Raw genomic sequence first — 16,836 nt, forward strand, 5'->3', positions numbered from 1 at the left:
GAGGCATGACCGCCCAGATCCTAGGAGCAACGCGTCCCCACCGGCAATGCGTCGGGCCGCAGGACCGTACGGCGTCCACGACCGGCCCCGCGGCGTCGGTGACGATCCGTCATCCCGAACGCACCGGCGTCCCCCGGAGCGGCCGGGCGGGACGGTCACCCGGCCGGCCGGACTGCGTGGGCACCTGCCGTCGTCCCTCCTCAGGACGCCTGCGAGGTGCTGCCGCGAACGATCAGGTGGGGCTCGATGCGCAGGTGCCGGTCGGCCGTGTCCGTGCCCTCGATCCGGTCGATCAGCAACCGGATGCTGGCCCTGCCGACCGCCGTGAAGTCCTGCCGGACGGTGGTGAGCGGGGGCGCGAAGAACTCCGACTCGGGAATGTCGTCGAACCCGGCGATCGCCACCGCGCCGGGCATGCGGATGCCCGCCTCCCGGAACGCCCGCATGATTCCCAGCGCCATCTGGTCGTTGCCGGCGAACACCGCCGTCACTCCGGGACCGCCCGCCGCTCCCCGGCCGACCAGGCCGGCGAGTTCCTGGCCCGCCCGGTAGCCCGACAGCGGACTCCAGTCACCCGCCAGCGGCGGCGGGACCTCGGCGCCGGCCTCCTCCAGTGCGGCTCGCCAGCCTGCCGTCCGGGCCTGCGACTCCAGCCAGTCCTGCGGGCCGGTGACGTGCCAGACGGTTCGGTGCCCCGCGCCGAGGAGATGGCGGGTCACGAGCTTCGCCCCGAGCCGCTGGTCCACCGACACGTTCGGGATCGCCAGGTCGTGACCGCCCTCCACGGTCACCACGGGGAAGGGCAGCCGCATGCCGACCAGCGCCGCCACGGCCTCCCGCTGCGGGGTGAGCACCACCGCCCCCTCCACGCCCCAGGCACCGAGGTGCTCAAGCGCGTCGGCCAGACTCACGCGGTTCAGCTCCTGCCCGCTCACCGTGGACACCATGTAGCCCTCGGCGCGGGCGGCGCCGGTCAGCCCGGCGAGCGTGCTCGCGGGACCGAACAGCGTGGTGTCCGCCGCGACCACGCCCAGCGTGCGCGTGCGCTGGGTCGCCAGCGCACGCGCACTGCTGTTGGGCCGGTACCCGAGGTCGCCGATGGTCTTCAGCACCACCTGGCGCGTGGCTTCCCGCACGTTGGGATGGTTGCTCAGGACACGGGACACCGTCTGGTGCGAGACGCCCGCCGCCCGGGCCACGTCGACCATGGTGGGCATGCGGGCACCTTCGGTAAGCCGCGGCACGGGACACTCCTACGATCTGGACGCGAACACCGGACGACCGGCACCGACCGGGTGATGTGGAGGACACCGTACTTCCGTCCCGGATGCACCGGTCGTGCGGAGCCGACGTCCGGCGGCGCCGCACGACCGCGCCGGGCAGGGGCCGGCCGCCCGGCGGCACCTGCGGTGACGCCGGCGGGAGCACGGCGCCGCGCGCGGGGCCGTACCGCGGCCCGCGCCGCACTGCCGCGACCGTCGGCGGCAGTGCGGCGCAGCCCGGCAGGAGCGGCTACTGCCGGTAGAAGGTGGCGTCGGCCTTGTCGAGGGTGGTGGGCACGGCCTGCGTGTACATCAGGTAGTTGTAGTGCCGCACGTACTGGCCGGCGGTGGCGTAGGACTCGTAGGAGACGCCTGCGGCGTCGGCGAGGCCGGCCCGCTGGTAGTAGCTGGCGCTGCTGCGGAAGGCCGCGGTGCCGTCGTTCTTGTCGACCCAGACCTCGCCGTTGGCGCGGGTGCGGAGGTAGTAGCCGGGGAAGTTCGCCGACTCCAGCGAGACGGTGCCGGTGCCGGAGAGGCCGGTGACGGTGCGGAACTGGGAGTCGGCGAGGTTGGTGACGTTCGCCTCCAGCTTCGCCCGGTAGTCGAAGTGCCGGACGTAGAGGGCGGGGAAGTTGTACGAGGACAGCCGGACGGGCGTGACGCCGTCGGCGACCGGGATGCCGAAGTTCGGGGTGCCGTCGGTGTTCCAGTAGAGCTTCTGCACCCGGGTGCGGCGGTTGGGGTCGTTCAGCGGGTCGCCGGTGATGTCCTTGTAGGAGCGGTCGTGGTAGACGAGGATGTCGCTCCTGCCGTCCTCGGAGACCGTGAACTGGTTGTGCCCGGGCCCGTACTGGCCGGTGGCGGCGTTGCTGGTGAAGACCGGGTTCTGGCTCTTCGTCCAGGACGCCGGGTCGAGCAGGTTCGCGGTCGCGGAGGCGCTCAGCAGGCCCAGGCAGTAGTTGGAGTCGGTCGCGGAGGCGGAGTAGGAGAGGAACACCCTGCCGCCGTGCTGGATGACGGCCGGGCCCTCGTTCACCTTGTAGCCGACCGTCTCCCAGCTCAGCGTGGGCACGGTGAGCCGCACCGGGGTGCCGGTGATCGTCCACGGGTTGGCGAGCCTGGCGATGTAGATGTTGGAGTTGGTGGCGATCGCCGGGTCCGCCTGCGCCCAGCTGAGGTAGCGGACGCCGCCCACGGTGAAGGTGGTCGCGTCGAGGGTGAAGCTGTCCATCGGGGTGGCGATCTGCCCCTTCTCCGTCCAGGCGGCGGTGAGGGGGTTGGAGCCGGTGCCCTCCAGGACGTAACTGCGGATCCGCCACTGGTCGGTGGAGGACCCGGCGGCGAAGTAGACGTACCACTTGCCGTCGATGAAGTGGATCTCCGGGGCCCAGATGTGGTTGGCCATCGCACCGGTGGCGTGCTGGGTCCAGATGGTCGTCTCCGGGGCGGTGGCCAGACCCTGGATCGTGGTGGCACGGCGCAGCACGAGCCGGTTGTACTCGGGCACGGTGGCGGTGAAGTAGTAGTAGCCGTCGGTGTGCTTGTAGATCTGCGCGTCGGCGCGCTGTTCGGCGATCGTGTTGGTGTACGTCGCCGCGGGCGAGGCGGGCACGGCGGCCTGTGCGGAGGGGGGCAGTACCAGCGCCGCCAGCACGGCGGCGGCGGCAGCGGCGGAGGTGCGGGACAGGACGCGCGATGCAGGCATGGGGGTGCTCCTGGGGAAGCGCTGCGGGGTGAGGTCCGCAGGACCTTGGCGGGTGGGGGTGGGCCGGGACCGGTCGGGGCACTCGCACGGTCCCGGCCCGTGAGCCGGAAGCCGTCCGGAGCAGCATCCGGCCCGCGGGTGGACGGCCGGAGTGGTCCGGCCGGACAGGGGGCGTCAGGCGTTCGGGGTGATCCGCCACTGTTGGCAGGCGGTGTTCAGCCGGGTCCACCGGCGGACGTCGCCGCCCTCGGCGACCTTGCCGCTGACGGCGTCGGCGAGCCGGACCCGGCCGCCGGTGTCGCCGGTGTCGCCGGTGTCGCCGGTGATCAGGCGGAACGTCCGGCAGCCGTCGCCGTGCCGGGACCACCGGCGCAGATCGGCACCGCCCGCGGCGGAGCGGACGGCCGAGCCGGGGCACTTGCCGGCGGCCCGGTTCGTGCACGTGCACGAGGTGGGCGTGGCAGCGGTCTCACCGGGGGCCCGGCGAGGGCGGCGCCGAGCCCGACGGCAGCCGAAGTTCGGGGTGCCGCCGGTTTTCCGGGTACGCGGGTGGAGCGGGTCACTGCTGCGCCTTTCGGACTCTCGGGCGCCGCGCGGAGGGACGGGCGGCGCCAGGGCGCGCCGGGGGATGGCCCGGCGCGACGATCGGCCCGCGGCAGGGCGTCGGAGGCTGCCCTGCCGGGAGGCTGGAGAGAGCGCGGGCCGGACGTGCCCGGTCCGGAACCCGCGTCAGAGGGGGGTGGCTCTTCGAGCCACCCCGTGTGCGAAGTCGCTTGCCCAGGCTGTGGGTTCGGGCCTGCGACTCCATGATTGTTAACGCTCACACTTCTGTGGTCAAGAGATCGGACGGAAATCTCCCGCCGTGAAGCGGTAGACCGTCGTGGAGCGGTACCCCTCCCCCGGACGCAGGACGGTGGAGGGGTAGTCGGGATGGTTCGGCGAGTCGGGGAAGTGCTGGGTCTCCAGCGCGACTCCCCCGAAGGGCGGGTAGGTACGGCCCGAGGGTCCGGCGAGCGAGCCGTCGAAGTGGTTGCCGGTGTAGACCTGGAGGCCGGGTTCGGTGGTGAGGCACTCCACCCGTCGACCGCTGGCGGGGTGCCACAGGGTCGCCACGCGCCGGAGCGCGCCGTCCGCCGCCTCGCGCAGCACCCAGTTGTGGTCGTATCCGCCGCCCGCGGCGGTCAGCTGCCCGTCCGGGCCGGCCAGGCCCTGCCGGAGCGTGCGCGGCTCGGTGAGGTCGAAGGGGGTGCCGGCGACGGGTGCGGGCGGGCCGAGCGGGATGAGGCCCGGGTCCACGGGGAGGTAGTGGTCGGCCTCGACCTGGAGCACGTGGTCCAGGACGGTGCCGTCGCCCTCGCCGGCGAGGTTGAAGTAGGCGTGGTTGGTGAGGTTGACGACGGTCGGCGCGTCGGTGGTGGCCTCGTACTCCATGGTGAGTGCACCGTCGGCGTCGAGGAGGTAGGTGACCTGGGCGGTGAGGGCGCCGGGGAAGCCCTGGTCGCCGTCGGGGCTGTGCAGCCGGAAGCGGACGCCCGCGCGGTCGGCCCGGTGCACGGGGCCGGCCTCCCAGAGGCGGGTCGCGAAGCCGTCCGGGCCGCCGTGCAGGACGTGTCCGCCGTGGCCGCCCGACTGGTCCGGCAGGCTGTGGACCGCGCCGTCGAGGGGCAGGCGGCCGTTGGCGATGCGGTTGGCGTACCGGCCGACGGTCGCACCGAAGTAGGCCGCCTCGCCGAGAAGGTCGGCCGCGGTCGCGCCGCCGAGCACCACGTTGGTGCGCCGCCCGTGCCGGTCCGGCACGTGGAGGGCCTGCAGCCGGGCACCGAGGGTGAGCACCTCGGCCGTCAGCGACCCGCCGGCCCCGAGGGTCCAGCGCTCCACCGTCCGTCCGTCGGGCAGGGTGGCGTACGGCTCGCGGCTGATGGCGGGGGTGGTCATGGGCGTCGTCCGTCCTCGGTACGTGGGCAGGGGGCACGCTCCACGGGCAGGGGGCGTGCGGTGGGGCCCGCCGCGCGGTCCGCGGCGGCGCGGCACCTTGCGCGGACCGGCGGGCCGTCGGCACGGCCGGGAGGCCGGCGGGCTCGGAACGGGGAGGCGAGGGAGCCGCCGGCCGGACAGGGCGCCGGGGCCGGCTCCTGATCCCAGGGCGGCCCCGGCGCGGCTGTCGTGGGTCAGAGGCCCTGGGGCGACCGCTTCCGCCTCGTCGCCAACGAGATCGACGCCGTCGAGGCGGTCGTGGGCTGCTGGCCGTAGACGTTCTGGTAGCGGTGGTTGAGGGCGTCGATGTCGGCCTGGGCGATGGGCAGGGGCTCGCCGAGCTGGCGGGAGATGTGGACGGTGCGGGCGACGTCCTCGCACATGACGGCGGCCTTCACCGCGGCCTTGGCGTCCTTGCCGATGGTGAAGACGCCGTGGCTCTTCATCAGGACGGCGGGTGAGCGGTGGCCGGTCAGGGTGTCCACGATGCCGCGGCCGATGGAGTCGTCGCCGATCAGGGCGAACGGGCCGACGGGGATCTCGGCGCCGAACTCGTCGGCCATCGCGGTCAGCACGCACGGCACCGGCTCACCGCGCGCCGCCCAGGCGCAGGCGTACGTGGAGTGGGTGTGGACCACGCCGCCGACCTCGGGCATGTGCCGGTAGACGTAGGCGTGCGCGGCGGTGTCGGAGGACGGGCTGTGCCCGCCCTCCACCACGTTGCCCTCCAGGTCGCACAGGATCATGCTGGCGGGCGTCAGCTCGTCGTAGGACACGCCGCTGGGCTTGATGACCAGCAGGTCCTCGCCGGGCACCCGGGCCGAGACGTTGCCGGCCGTCCACACGACCAGGTTGTAGCGGACCAGCTCCTGGTGCAGGTCGCTCACCTGCCGGCGGAGCACGTCGATGGCGGCGGTCGTCAAGGGTCAGACCTCACTCTTCGGGAAGCCGTCGATGGCCGGAGCAGCACTGGCCGGAGCAGCACCGGTCGGGACGGCACCGCTCGGACCGGTCCCGGTCGGGGTGGCGCTCACGGCGGCGCGCGGCGGCGCGGTGCTCGGCGCGTCGTCCTGCGGGCCACTGCTGGTGAGGGCGGTGTTGCGGATGGCGCGCAGGCGGTGGAGTTGCTTGTCGGGGCCGGTGCCGAAGTGGTCGTGCAGGAGGCGGTACTCGGCGAACAGCGCGTCGTAGGCGTCCGCGCGGGCGGCATCGGGGAGGTAGGCGCCCCGCTGGACGCGGCCCATCGCGGCGGACGCGGTGCGCACGTCCGGGTAGGCACCGGCGGCGACCGCGGCGTGGATCGCGGAGCCCAGCGCGGGGCCCTGCTCGGAGACCGCCAGCGAGACCGGGCGGCGCAGGACGTCGGCGTAGATCTGCATCAGCAGGGCGTTCTTCTTGAGGCCGCCGGTGACGACGAACTCGGTGACGGGGACACCGCCCTCCTCGAAGGCCTCGACGATGGTGCGGGTGCCGTAGGCGGTGGCCTCCAGCAGGGCCCGGTAGATCTCCTCGGGGCGGGTGGTGAGGGTGATGCCGATGATGACGCCGCTCAGGTGGTGGTCCACCAGGGTGGAGCGGTTGCCGTTCATCCAGTCCAGGGCGATCAGGCCGTGACCGCCCACGCTCTGGCCGGCGGCCTTGCGGGTGAGGAGCTCGTGGAGGTCCTCGCCGGTGGTGTCGGCCTCCAGCTGGTAGTGGGCGGGGACGCCCTGGCGCAGCCACCAGGCGAAGATGTCGCCGACCGCGCTCTGGCCGGCCTCGTAGCCGTAGGAGCCGGCGATGATGCCGCCGTCGACGACGCCGCAGATACCGGGGACGTCCGCGAGGGCGGCGCCGTTGACGACGTGGCAGGTGGAGGTGCCCATGATCGCCAACAGTTGGCCGTTCTCGACCGCACGGGCGGCAGGGGCCGCGACATGGGCATCCACGTTGCCGACGGCCACCGCGACGCCCTCCGGCAGGCCGGTCCAGGCAGCGGCCTGCGCGGTGAGCGAGCCGGCGCGGGCGCCCAGCGGGGTCAGGGGGTGTTCCAGGCGGGTGGCCGCGAAGTCCGCGAAGCCGGGGTTCAGCGCGGCGAGGTAGTCCTCGGTGGGGTAGGCGCCGTCCTGGTGGATGCCCTTGTAGCCGGCAGTGCACGTGTTACGGCTCTCGGCGCCGGCGAGCTGCCAGACGATCCAGTCCGCGGCCTCGATCCACCGCTCACACGCGGCGTACACCTGCGGGTCCTCCTCCAGCACCTGCAGCGCCTTCGCGTACTGCCACTCCGCGGAGATCTTCCCCCCGTAGCGGTGGATCCACTTCTCACCCCGTGCATGGGCGAGGTCGTTGATCCGGTCGGCCTGGCCCTGCGCGGCATGGTGCTTCCACAGCTTCGGCCACGCATGCGGACGCCCCGCCCACAACTCGGTCTCGGCCAGCGGCCTGCCGTCCGCCAGCGTCGGCAGCACCGTGCAGGCGGTGAAGTCGGTGGCGATACCGACCACCGCACCCGCATCCACACCCGAGGCCGCCAGCGCTGCGGGCACCGCCGTACGCAGCACGTCCCGCCAGTCCTCCGGATGCTGCAGCGCCCAGTCCGGCGGAAGCTGCTCACCACTGCCCGGCAACCGCTCCTCGATCACGGCGTGCGCGTACTCGTGCACGGCCGAGGCGAGGATCTCACCGTCACGCACCCGGACCACCACCGCACGGCCGGAGAGCGTACCGAAGTCGACACCGACCACGTAGGTGTCCCCGTCACGGGCGGGGGAAGTCTCGGTCACGGTCTCGTCCTTAATGGCAGGTGCGATCCTGCCGCGCTGTCGGCGGGCGCCGGGCGCCTGCGTCGTCGTCTCTGTGGGGCTTGTGGGGCCGCCGGACCGGTCCGCTTCGTTGCGGGGGTCCGGCGGCCGGCCACCGCTCCGCCGACCTCACCCTCATAAGGCTGCGGAGAGCGGTGGCCGCCGGGGTGGCGGGCCGAAGCGGGAATCCGCCCGTGCTGCCGGCGGACTGGGTGGCGTTCCGGCCGGAGCCGTCTCGTCGCCAATTGTTAGCGTTAACAATTGGCGCGTCAAGAGGCCCGGGAAAGTCCGGTGAAGACGGGCCCGGGAAGCTGACGGCCGCGTGCGGACGCGACGGGCGGCACCCACCGACGGAGACCGCCCTCAGCGCTGCCGGGCGGGCCCCGCGCTGCGACGCATCACCATCTCCGGCGAGACCAGCACGTGGTTGTGGGCGCGCGGCACGCTGTCCAGCTCCTCCACGAGCAGTTCCAGCGCGCGGCGGCCGAGCTCCTCGAACCCCTGCCGGACAGTGGTGAGCGGAGGAGCGAAATACGCCCCCTCGGGGATGTCGTCGAACCCCACGACGCTGATGTCCTCCGGCACGGTGAGGCCCGCCTCGTGCACGGCGCAGAGCAGCCCCAGCGCCATGTGGTCGTTCGCGCAGAACACCGCCGTGACCTGCGGGTCCTTCACGATCTGCCGGCCGGCCTCGTAGCCGGACCGGCTGCTCCAGTCGCCGCTCCACGGCTCCGGAACACGGGCCCCCACCGCCTCCAGCTCCTTGCGCCACCCTTCGCGCCTGGTCGCGCTCTCCAGCCAGTCGGGCGGCCCCGCGATGTGGTGCACGGTGCGGTGCCCGAGGCCGAGCAGGTGCCGGGTGGCCGCAACCGCGCCCGCCTCGTTGTCCACGGCGACCATCGGCACCCGGGAGCGGCCGGCCGAGCCGACCGCCACCACGGGGACGGCGCTCGACAGCCGCGCGATCGCCCGCACCACCGGCAGCTGCGGAGCGATGACGACGATCCCCTCGACGCCCTGGTCGCGCAGCCGGTCCGCCGCACCCTGGACGGAGGCGGTGTCGAGCGAGCGCAGCCTCGCCACGCTGACGAAGTAGCCGGACGCCTGCGCTGCCAGTTCGATGCTGTCCAGCATCAGCGCGGGGCCGTAGAGCGTGCTGCCGAAGCTCACCACGCCCAGCGTCCGGGTACGCCGGGTCACCAGGGTCCGGGCCGCCGTGTTCGGCCGGTAGTCCAGCTCCCGGATGGCCGCGAGCACCTTCTTCCGGGTGGCGGGCCGCACATGGGGCGCGTCGTTCAGCACCCGCGAGACCGTCTGGTGCGACACCCCCGCCACCTTCGCGACATCCGCCATCACCGGCAGGCGCGACACGGCCTTGCCGTTTCCCTCGTCCACTCCGGCCCCCTCACGTCTCGGCACCGGACATCGGCGGGTTCCGTCGGGCCCACAGCTCAGATCCAGCGTCGCCCGGCACGGGCCGACGCGCCACCGGCAGGCCGTCCACGACCGGTCCGGGCCGCTCGTGGCAGGACGCGCAACGCGCGGGCCCGGCACGGGCGGGACGGCAGGACGCGCAGGGGTCAACCGTCGCCCGCGGCACATGGCACCGTCAGGACTTTGAGTCAGGAAACCTTCCCCATCAGGTGGTTCGACACTCCCGCCGTCCTATGTCCGGCTTCCGGAAGCGGGACCGGCGGTGCTCCTTCATCAAGTGAACACGGGACCCCACCCGAAACACCCGGCGCATGCACCCTATTGACGCCGCATGGCCCCGGTGTTTCACTTCCTCCCGCGAGAGAGCGCTCTCACCCCCATCGAGAATCTGCCCCGGCCCCTCCCCATCCACCACGTCAGGGAGAGTCATGTCTGTCACCCCGAACCGCCGGACCGTACTCCGCGGTGCCGCCGTCGCCGCCGCACTGCCCATGGTCGGCACCCTGTCGACCGGCTCGGCCTCCGCCACGTCAGGCCCCCACGGGACCACCGACCTGGGCGCCAACGTCCTGGTCTTCGATCCCTCCATGGGTGACGCGGCCATCCAGGCCCAGGTCGACGCCGTGTTCAAGATCCAGGAGTCCAACCAGTTCGGCTCCGAGCGGTACGCCCTGGCGTTCAAGCCGGGCACCTACAACGTCGACATCAACGTCGGCTTCTACACGCACGTGCTCGGCCTGGGCGAGAGCCCCGACGACGTGGTGATCAACGGCCATGTCACGTCCGACGCGCAGTGGTTCGAGGGCAACGGCACCCAGAACTTCTGGCGGGCCGCCGAGAACCTGTGCATCGTCCCGCCGGACGGCCTGGAGCGCTGGGCGGTCTCCCAGGCGGCCCCGATGCGCCGCACCCACGTCAAGGGCGACATGACCCTGTGGCCCAGCCCGCCCGGCAACCGCTGGTCCAGCGGCGGCTTCCTCGCCGACAGCCTCGTGGACGGCCAGGTCGAGTCGGGTTCGCAGCAGCAGTGGCTGTCCCGCAACGACACCTTCGGCAGCTGGACCGGCTCCAACTGGAACATGGTCTTCGTCGGCACCCAGGGCGCTCCCGCCCAGAGCTTCCCGGCCCCTCCGATGACCACGGTCGACCGCACCCCCGTCGTCCGCGAGAAGCCGTACCTCACCGTGGACGCCCGCGGCGGCTACCACGTCTTCGTCCCGGCCCTGCGCCGCAACTCCACCGGCACCACCTGGGCCTCCGGCCGGACCGCCGGGCACAGCGTCCCGCTGTCCCGCTTCCACGTGGCCCGGCCCGGCGACTCCGCCAGAACCCTCAACCGCGCCCTCTCCCGGGGCGAGCACCTGCTGTTCACCCCGGGCGTCTACAGGCTCTCCGCGCCGCTGGAGGTGTCCCGGCCCGGGACGGTCGTCCTCGGCCTCGGCCTGGCCACCCTCCAGGCGACCGACGGCAACTCGCTCGTCGAGGTGGCCGACGTCGACGACGTCACGATCGCGGGCGTGCTCCTCGAAACCGCCTCCGCCGGCTCGTCCGTCCTGCTCTCCGTCGGCGACGGCCGCAGCCGGAGGAACCACTCCGCCCGCCCCACCGTGCTGTTCGACGTCTTCGTCCGGGTCGGCGGCTTCGTGCCCGGCGGCACCGAGGTCGGCATCCGGATCGACAGCAACGACGTGATCGTCGACCACGTCTGGATCTGGCGCGCCGACCACGGCCTCGACGGCAGCGTCGGCTGGTCGGTCAACCCCGCCGAGGTCGGCTTCCTCGTCAACGGCGACCGGGTCACCGTCTACGGCCTGTTCGTCGAGCACTTCCAGAAGCACGAGGTGCTCTGGAAGGGCAACCACGGCCGCACCTACTTCTTCCAGAACGAGCACCCCTACGACGTCCCCACCCAGTCCGCCTGGGTCCGCGGCGGCACCCGCGGCTACGCCGCGTACAAGGTCGCCGACTCCGTCACCGACCACCACGCCTGGGGCCTGGGCAGCTACTGCTTCTTCAACCTGCAGGCCGACATCTACACCGACCGGGCCTACGAGGTGCCCGACACCCCCGGTGTCGTCCTCACCGACCTGATGACCGTCTGCCTCAACGGCCCCGGCGGCGGAGGCATCCTGCACTGCGTCAACAACAGCGGCGACCCGGTGCAGAACGGTTTCGCCACCTACTTCATGAAGAGCTACTCGAACGGCGTCGCCACCGTCTGACGCACCACCGGGGCGGTGCCGGGTCTCCCGGCGCCGCCCCGCACCCGCGCGCTCCCGCGGCGGAACGTCGGGGGCACGGCGTCGGCGGGTCCACCGGGCCGCACGCGACGGCGCACCGTACGGGCGACACCACCGCGAGGACCGGCGCATACCCCGAGGCCCGCCCCCTCCAGGTGCCGAAGGACGGCAACCGTCCGAGCAAGGGTGACCCGGAGCGGACGGTCACCACGGTGCCGGCCCGAGCGGACCACCGCGCCCCAGGCCAGTTATTGCACATCTCACGCACCCTCGCGCGCCGCGCGCCGGTTCACGCACCCTCGCCCGCCGCACGCCGGTTCACGGGCACGGCCTGCCCGGCAGCGGATCAGCAGCATCACGGTCCTCGCCGGGCGAGGACGGGGACGGCTCCCCCGCCGCACCCCGATCCCGGGCCACGTCATCGCCCCTGCCGCGCAACGGAGTCGACGTTCGGCGAGGCCACCGGGGAACCGCGCCCGGCCCTGCGGGCCGGTGCCGGAGCCGCCGTGCGAGGCGCGTCGAGGGTCGTCCGACGGCACGGACCGGTGCACTGTCCCGGTCCGGCCGTAGGGTGGTCCCCATGGCGGACGTCCCGGCAGCAGCAGATCCTCCCTCGGTCGAGGAGCTGAACGCCGTGGTCGAGCGCGCCTGCGAACCGCCGACGAGCAAGTCCCGGGCGAAGCAACTGCGGTGGGTCGCCGGCGAGCTCCGCACCGCCCTCGAGCGGGGCGAGATCCCGTCGGCGGCCGCCGGCTCCCTCGCCGGACTCCTCGCGCCGGACACCCTCGCCGCCTACCTGAGGGCGGCCGGGCTGGGCGTCCTCCGGCGGAAGCCGGCCGCGCGGCCGGACCAGGCCTCGTCCGCGTCCATGAACGTCCGGGCGGACTGCCTGCAGATCCTCGGCGCCCTGGCGGGCATCACCGTCGTACTCCCGGACCGCGCCCTGCAGGTCGCCCTCCGGCCGGTGGTCGCCGCCCGCCCGCGCAGCATTCTTCTCGGCCACCTGGAACGCGCGGCCCGGCCGGGGCGGTCCGAGGCCAGGAGCCGGATCCTCGCGATCATCGGCACGGTGATGGACACCGGCTGCCGCGCCGGCGAGCTCTGCACCATGCACGTGGACGACGTCGATCTCCGTCGGGGCAGGATCCGGGTCACCCGGCTGCCTCAGCACCGGGATCTACGGGCCGAACCGGCCACCGAGACGGTCGCGTTGTCGGGTCCGACCCGGGCGGCGATGCGGCACTGGCTGGCGGTCCGCCACCGCCTGGTCGTGCGCGACACCGCGAAGCCCGACGGCCCGGAGAACGAGACCACCCCCGCCCTGTGGGTGAGCGTCTCCCCCAGCGGCCGCAGCCGGCCCGGCATGCCGCTGCACTTCCGGGGCCTGGCCCGGGCCTACGTCCGCGAGATCCGGAGCCTGAACACCGACATGGCCGGGGAGCCCGGCTGGGAGCCGATGCCGGAGCGCATGGAACAGCTCCGTCGCGCGATCGAGCTGGAACCGGCCGGCCTCCCCGGCGTGACCGTCCTCCGCCGTGCCGTCGTGCCGCCCTTCGCTCCCGACCCGGTGTAGCCGGGCCTCTCCGGCTGCAACCGGCCGACGGCCGAGAAGGTCGACGAACTGCTCGCCCGTCCAGGTGCGGCAGCACGCGCGGGGCTGCCGCACCGGCCCGGTGCGGCAGCCCCTCCGTGCGGGTGGGGGTGTCAGCTGCGCCAGGTGTCGCTCAGCGTGATCTGGCCGGAGGCCGGGACGGTGGCGGTGCGGTTGGAGCCGGACTCCCACGTGGTGTTGCCTGCGGCGTCCTTGCGGATGTACTTGTACTCGAAGGAGGTGCCGGCGGCGAGCGGCACGGTCAGCTTCCAGACCGGGTACGCGGCGGAGGAGAGCAGCAGCGCGCTGCCCGGGCTCCAGTTGCCGAGCGTGTCGTTGTTGCCGACGACGTAGATGTTCTGGCCGACGACGGTGGTGGCGTTGACGGCGAACACGGCGGCCGACGTGGCGGTCTGAGTCGCGGTCGGCGTCGCGGTGGGGGTGGCGCTGGTGCACGGGTCGCCGCTGCCGACGACACCGCCCTTGACCGTCACGTTGCCGGTGCCCAGGGCGTAGTTGGCGCTGTTGTTGTTGTCCCAGGTGCCGGTGCCGTTGTTGAAGGTGGCGGCCAGGCCGGTGGCGGTGCCCAGGTCGACGGTCTTCTTGACCCAGCCGGTGCAGGCGGCGGCCATCGCGACACCGGGCACGGTGGTCCAGGTGCCGCCGGTGGGGGCGTAGTGGAGGTTGTAGGCGGCCCAGTTCTTGTCGGTGCTGTAGAACACGGTCGCGCTGTTGGTGCCACTGGTCGGCGAGGCGGTCGGGCTCGCGGTCGGGCTCGCGGTCGGGTCGCCGCTCGGGCTGGGCGTCACGCCGCCCACGCCGGTGCGCAGGGCGACGGCGTCGCCGGCCGGGACGGTGGCGGTGGCGTTGCCGGAGGCGTCGACGGTGACGGTGGTGCCGGTGCAGGCACCCGTCGAGGTGAGGTCGCCGTGGATGACGTCGCAGTAGGTGCCGGCGGCCAGGCCGGTGGCGAAGGCCCGGGTGACGGCGGTGGTGCCGTTGTTGATCGCGACCCAGGCGGCGTTGCCGCGGCTGAAGGCGATGGCGTTGCTGCCGTTGTCCCACCAGTTGGCCACGGCCTGGCCCTTGGCCGCGTTGTGCCAGCCGACCATGTTCGCGATGCCCTGGTTGCGGTCGGTGCAGGTCCAGGTGTTGTTCGAGCAGTTGACGTCGGTGACGAAGCCGTTGGCGTCGGCCGGCGGGGAGTCGTCCTTGTTGGCGAACCGGAAGCCGGAGTAGACCTGCGGGGTGCCGTAGTTCCAGGCGAGCTCGAAGACGTGCGCCAGGTTGTACTTGGAACCGCTGTTGTAGGTGAGCGTGGTCTGGTCGCGCTCCAGGTCGTGGTTGGTCACCATGACCGCGGACTTGTCGCTCGGCTCGAAGCCCCAGCTCTGGCCGAAGGTCTTGAGGTTGGCGATGTTGCCGTTGAACTGGTCCTTGAGCTTGTAGGCGTAGGTGAACTCCAGGACGCTGCCGTTGCCCTCGAACGCGGACGGTGCGAGCTGGCCGCTGCTGCCGGGGAAGATCTCCTGGTAGATGTAGGGCCGCCCGCCCCAGGTGGTGTCGTGGAGCCGGCCGAGGATGTTGGCCATGTCGGCCTGGGCGACGTGCTTGGCGGCGTCCACCCGGAAGCCGTCGACGCCCGCCTCGACCATGCTGTTGAGGTAGCCGGAGATCTTGCCCCGGACGGAGTCCGACTCGGTGTTCAGGTCGGACAGGAGGAGCAGCTGGCACTCCTGGACCTGGGTGACGTTGTTCCAGTCGTTGATGCCCAGGTCGGCGTTGGGGCACGGCGGGGAGCCGTGGAAGTCCGCGCGGGCGTAGGGGATGTTGTTGTACGTGTAGGCGGTCGGGCTGAAACTCGCGCCGCCGTAGGAGCTGGTGCTGGTCTGGTTGACGCCGGCGGTGTGGTTGATGACGGCATCGGCGTAGACCTTGACGCCCGCGTTGTGGCAGGCCGTGACCATGGCCCTGAACTGCGCCTCCGTGCCCATCCGGCTGTTCAGCGCGTACGAGACGGGCTGGTAGACCTCCCACCAGGGGTGGGCGCCGCTCAGCTTGATCGAGTCGGCCGGCGGGGCGACCTGGACGGCTCCGTACCCCTTGGGTCCGAGCACGGTGGTGCACTCGGTGGCGACCGAGTTCCAGTTCCACTCGAAGAGGTTCGCGATCACGTCACCGCCGTTCGGGGCGGAGGCGGCCTCGGCGCTGGCCTGGAACGCGACCGGCAGGACGGCACCGGCCAGCAGCGCACCGGCGGCGAGCAGGCCGACCGGACCGCGCCGGGGCCGGATGCGCGCCGTGCGGGGGGCGCCGCTCGTGAGGGGACGGGATCTTTCGGGCATGGATGACTCCCTGGGTGGGGTGTGGGCGTCAGGAACGTGCGGGCCGACCGTGCCGTCCGCGCACTGTGCGCAGCGGCAGGCCGAAGTCCGTCGACGGCCCGCTGCCGTGGTGCTCGAACAGCGGGCCGTGCGACGGGGTGAGCCGCCGACGACCCTCCCGCCACCGGTCCGGCACGTCAAGAGTTTTGGCGCAAGTTTGCGCAAGAGCTTCCATTCGGAATCTATCGTTCCGGCCGTGAAAACAGGCCGACTTGACCACCTTCGCCACCGGATCTCGCCACGAAACCCGACCTGATGGCCCATTGGCGCGCCCAAACCTGCAAGTTCTTTCAGATACTTGCCGAGAGTGGACGGCGCGGCCGCACAGGGCGGCGGCCGTCACGAACACCTCGGGTGCGGCACCGATCGGCGCCGCGCGCGGTTCGGCGCGGTGTGCCGCCATCAGGGCCGTGCCGGCGTCGACCCGTTCGGTGTGGGGAGGTCCGGCCCGTAGGGTGTCACCGCCGTGGTGTTCGGGAGTTCCGGTGCGGATCCGGAGCGGTCCTCGCCGCCGAGATCGCCGCCACCGAGATGGAGAGGCCGTCCGACATGACCCTGACCCGTTCGACCGCGTACCGGCGACTCGGCGACGCCGCGCAGCGGCGGAACTCTCGGGCTGCGGCGCAGTCATGAGCGGGCAGCCCGACCACCTGCCCGACCGGGTCGGCCGGATCGGACCGTACTTCGCCGTCCGGACCGGCGCCCCCGGCGGGGCGCCGCCGGACGGCTTCCGGCCGCTGCGCGAGCTCTACGCGACCGGCCCCGGAAGCCCGATCGCCCGGAAGTCTGCCGCCGCCGCGCGGCAGTTGGGCACGGCGGAGCCGCGGGTCGCGGCGTCGATCGTGCACCTGGGGCTGGCCGCCCGCCTGTGGTCGGTCGCGCTCGGCACCGCGGCCCTCGGCGGAGCCGTGCCGGACCTCGATCCCGACCGGGCCCACTTCGCCCTCCCTCCGCAGGGTCCGCTCGACCTGTGGCTGCCGCACGCCTTCCGACTGCCGCGCCCCGCCGTCACCGGGCCCGGCGATCCGCTGGTGGAGCAGTTGCACCGTACGGTCGTCGTGGCCAACCTCGCCTCCCTGGCGGCAGCCGTACGCTCGGTCGCCCCGGTCGCACCACGGCTCCTGGACGGCAACGCCGCCTCGGCCCTCGCCGGTACGGTACGCGTGCTGGGCAACGACCCCGAGTTGCGGCGGACGGGGGCCGCACGGACCGCCGCCGCGCTCGCCCGCGCCCTGCTGGACAGTCCGCCGCTCCTCGGGACGGGCACCCACACCGGACCCGACCCGACGGCGTTCCGGCGGAACTCCTGCTGCCTGTACTACCGCGTGCCCGGCGGGGGCGTCTGCGGCGACTGCGTCTTCGACCGGCCGCCCCGGCGCTGACCCGCAGCCGCGTTCCGGGGCCGCCCCACGGCGGTGCGGGGCCGCGCCGGGGTCGCCGTGGGCTCACGGCGGGTCGCCGGGCGG

General features: G+C 72.9%; 10 protein-coding genes. 3 read left to right on the forward strand and 7 right to left on the reverse strand.

Annotated elements, in window-relative coordinates; translation table 11 throughout:
* Positions 1-200: 200 nt before the first annotated feature.
* The 6 genes from OG335_RS06625 to OG335_RS06650 all read right to left on the reverse strand — a co-directional run bounded on the left by OG335_RS06625 (position 201) and on the right by OG335_RS06650 (position 9,116).
* Complete coding sequence (locus tag OG335_RS06625) at positions 201-1,244, reverse strand: LacI family DNA-binding transcriptional regulator (RefSeq protein WP_405010068.1); 1,044 nt, start codon at positions 1,242-1,244, stop codon at positions 201-203.
* 268 nt (positions 1,245-1,512) lie between these two features.
* A complete protein-coding gene (locus tag OG335_RS06630; protein ID WP_405010069.1) occupies positions 1,513-2,967 on the reverse strand; it encodes a family 43 glycosylhydrolase in 1,455 nt (484 codons plus the stop codon).
* A gap of 834 nt (positions 2,968-3,801) precedes the next feature.
* On the reverse strand, positions 3,802-4,902 hold the full coding sequence (locus tag OG335_RS06635; protein WP_405010070.1) for an aldose epimerase family protein: 1,101 nt from the start codon (positions 4,900-4,902) through the stop codon (positions 3,802-3,804).
* Between the two features lie 233 nt (positions 4,903-5,135).
* A complete protein-coding gene (locus OG335_RS06640; protein WP_405010071.1) occupies positions 5,136-5,864 on the reverse strand; it encodes an L-ribulose-5-phosphate 4-epimerase in 729 nt (242 codons plus the stop codon).
* 3 nt (positions 5,865-5,867) lie between these two features.
* A complete protein-coding gene (locus OG335_RS06645) occupies positions 5,868-7,703 on the reverse strand; it encodes a ribulokinase (protein WP_405010072.1) in 1,836 nt (611 codons plus the stop codon).
* Between the two features lie 381 nt (positions 7,704-8,084).
* On the reverse strand, positions 8,085-9,116 hold the full coding sequence (locus OG335_RS06650) for a substrate-binding domain-containing protein (RefSeq protein ID WP_405010073.1): 1,032 nt from the start codon (positions 9,114-9,116) through the stop codon (positions 8,085-8,087).
* Between the two features lie 467 nt (positions 9,117-9,583).
* On the opposite strand from OG335_RS06650, the gene OG335_RS06655 reads away from it, so the two are divergent.
* Positions 9,584-11,377 carry an adenylyl cyclase gene (locus OG335_RS06655; RefSeq protein ID WP_405010074.1) on the forward strand — a complete coding sequence of 598 codons (1,794 nt, stop codon included), beginning with the start codon at positions 9,584-9,586 and terminating at the stop codon, positions 11,375-11,377.
* 598 nt (positions 11,378-11,975) lie between these two features.
* The gene (locus OG335_RS06660; protein ID WP_405010075.1) at positions 11,976-12,968 is read left to right on the forward strand and encodes a site-specific integrase; all 993 of its coding nucleotides are present in this window, start codon (positions 11,976-11,978) and stop codon (positions 12,966-12,968) included.
* 131 nt (positions 12,969-13,099) lie between these two features.
* Here OG335_RS06660 and OG335_RS06665 read toward each other — a convergent pair whose 3' ends face one another.
* Complete coding sequence (locus tag OG335_RS06665) at positions 13,100-15,331, reverse strand: carbohydrate binding domain-containing protein (protein WP_405010076.1); 2,232 nt, start codon at positions 15,329-15,331, stop codon at positions 13,100-13,102.
* Between the two features lie 668 nt (positions 15,332-15,999).
* Here OG335_RS06665 and OG335_RS06670 point away from each other — a divergent pair.
* On the forward strand, positions 16,000-16,752 hold the full coding sequence (locus tag OG335_RS06670; RefSeq protein ID WP_405010077.1) for a (2Fe-2S)-binding protein: 753 nt from the start codon (positions 16,000-16,002) through the stop codon (positions 16,750-16,752).
* The last annotated feature ends 84 nt before the right edge of the window (positions 16,753-16,836 follow it).

This window comes from Kitasatospora sp. NBC_01539 (genome assembly GCF_045040525.1).
Classification (GTDB): domain Bacteria; phylum Actinomycetota; class Actinomycetes; order Streptomycetales; family Streptomycetaceae; genus Kitasatospora.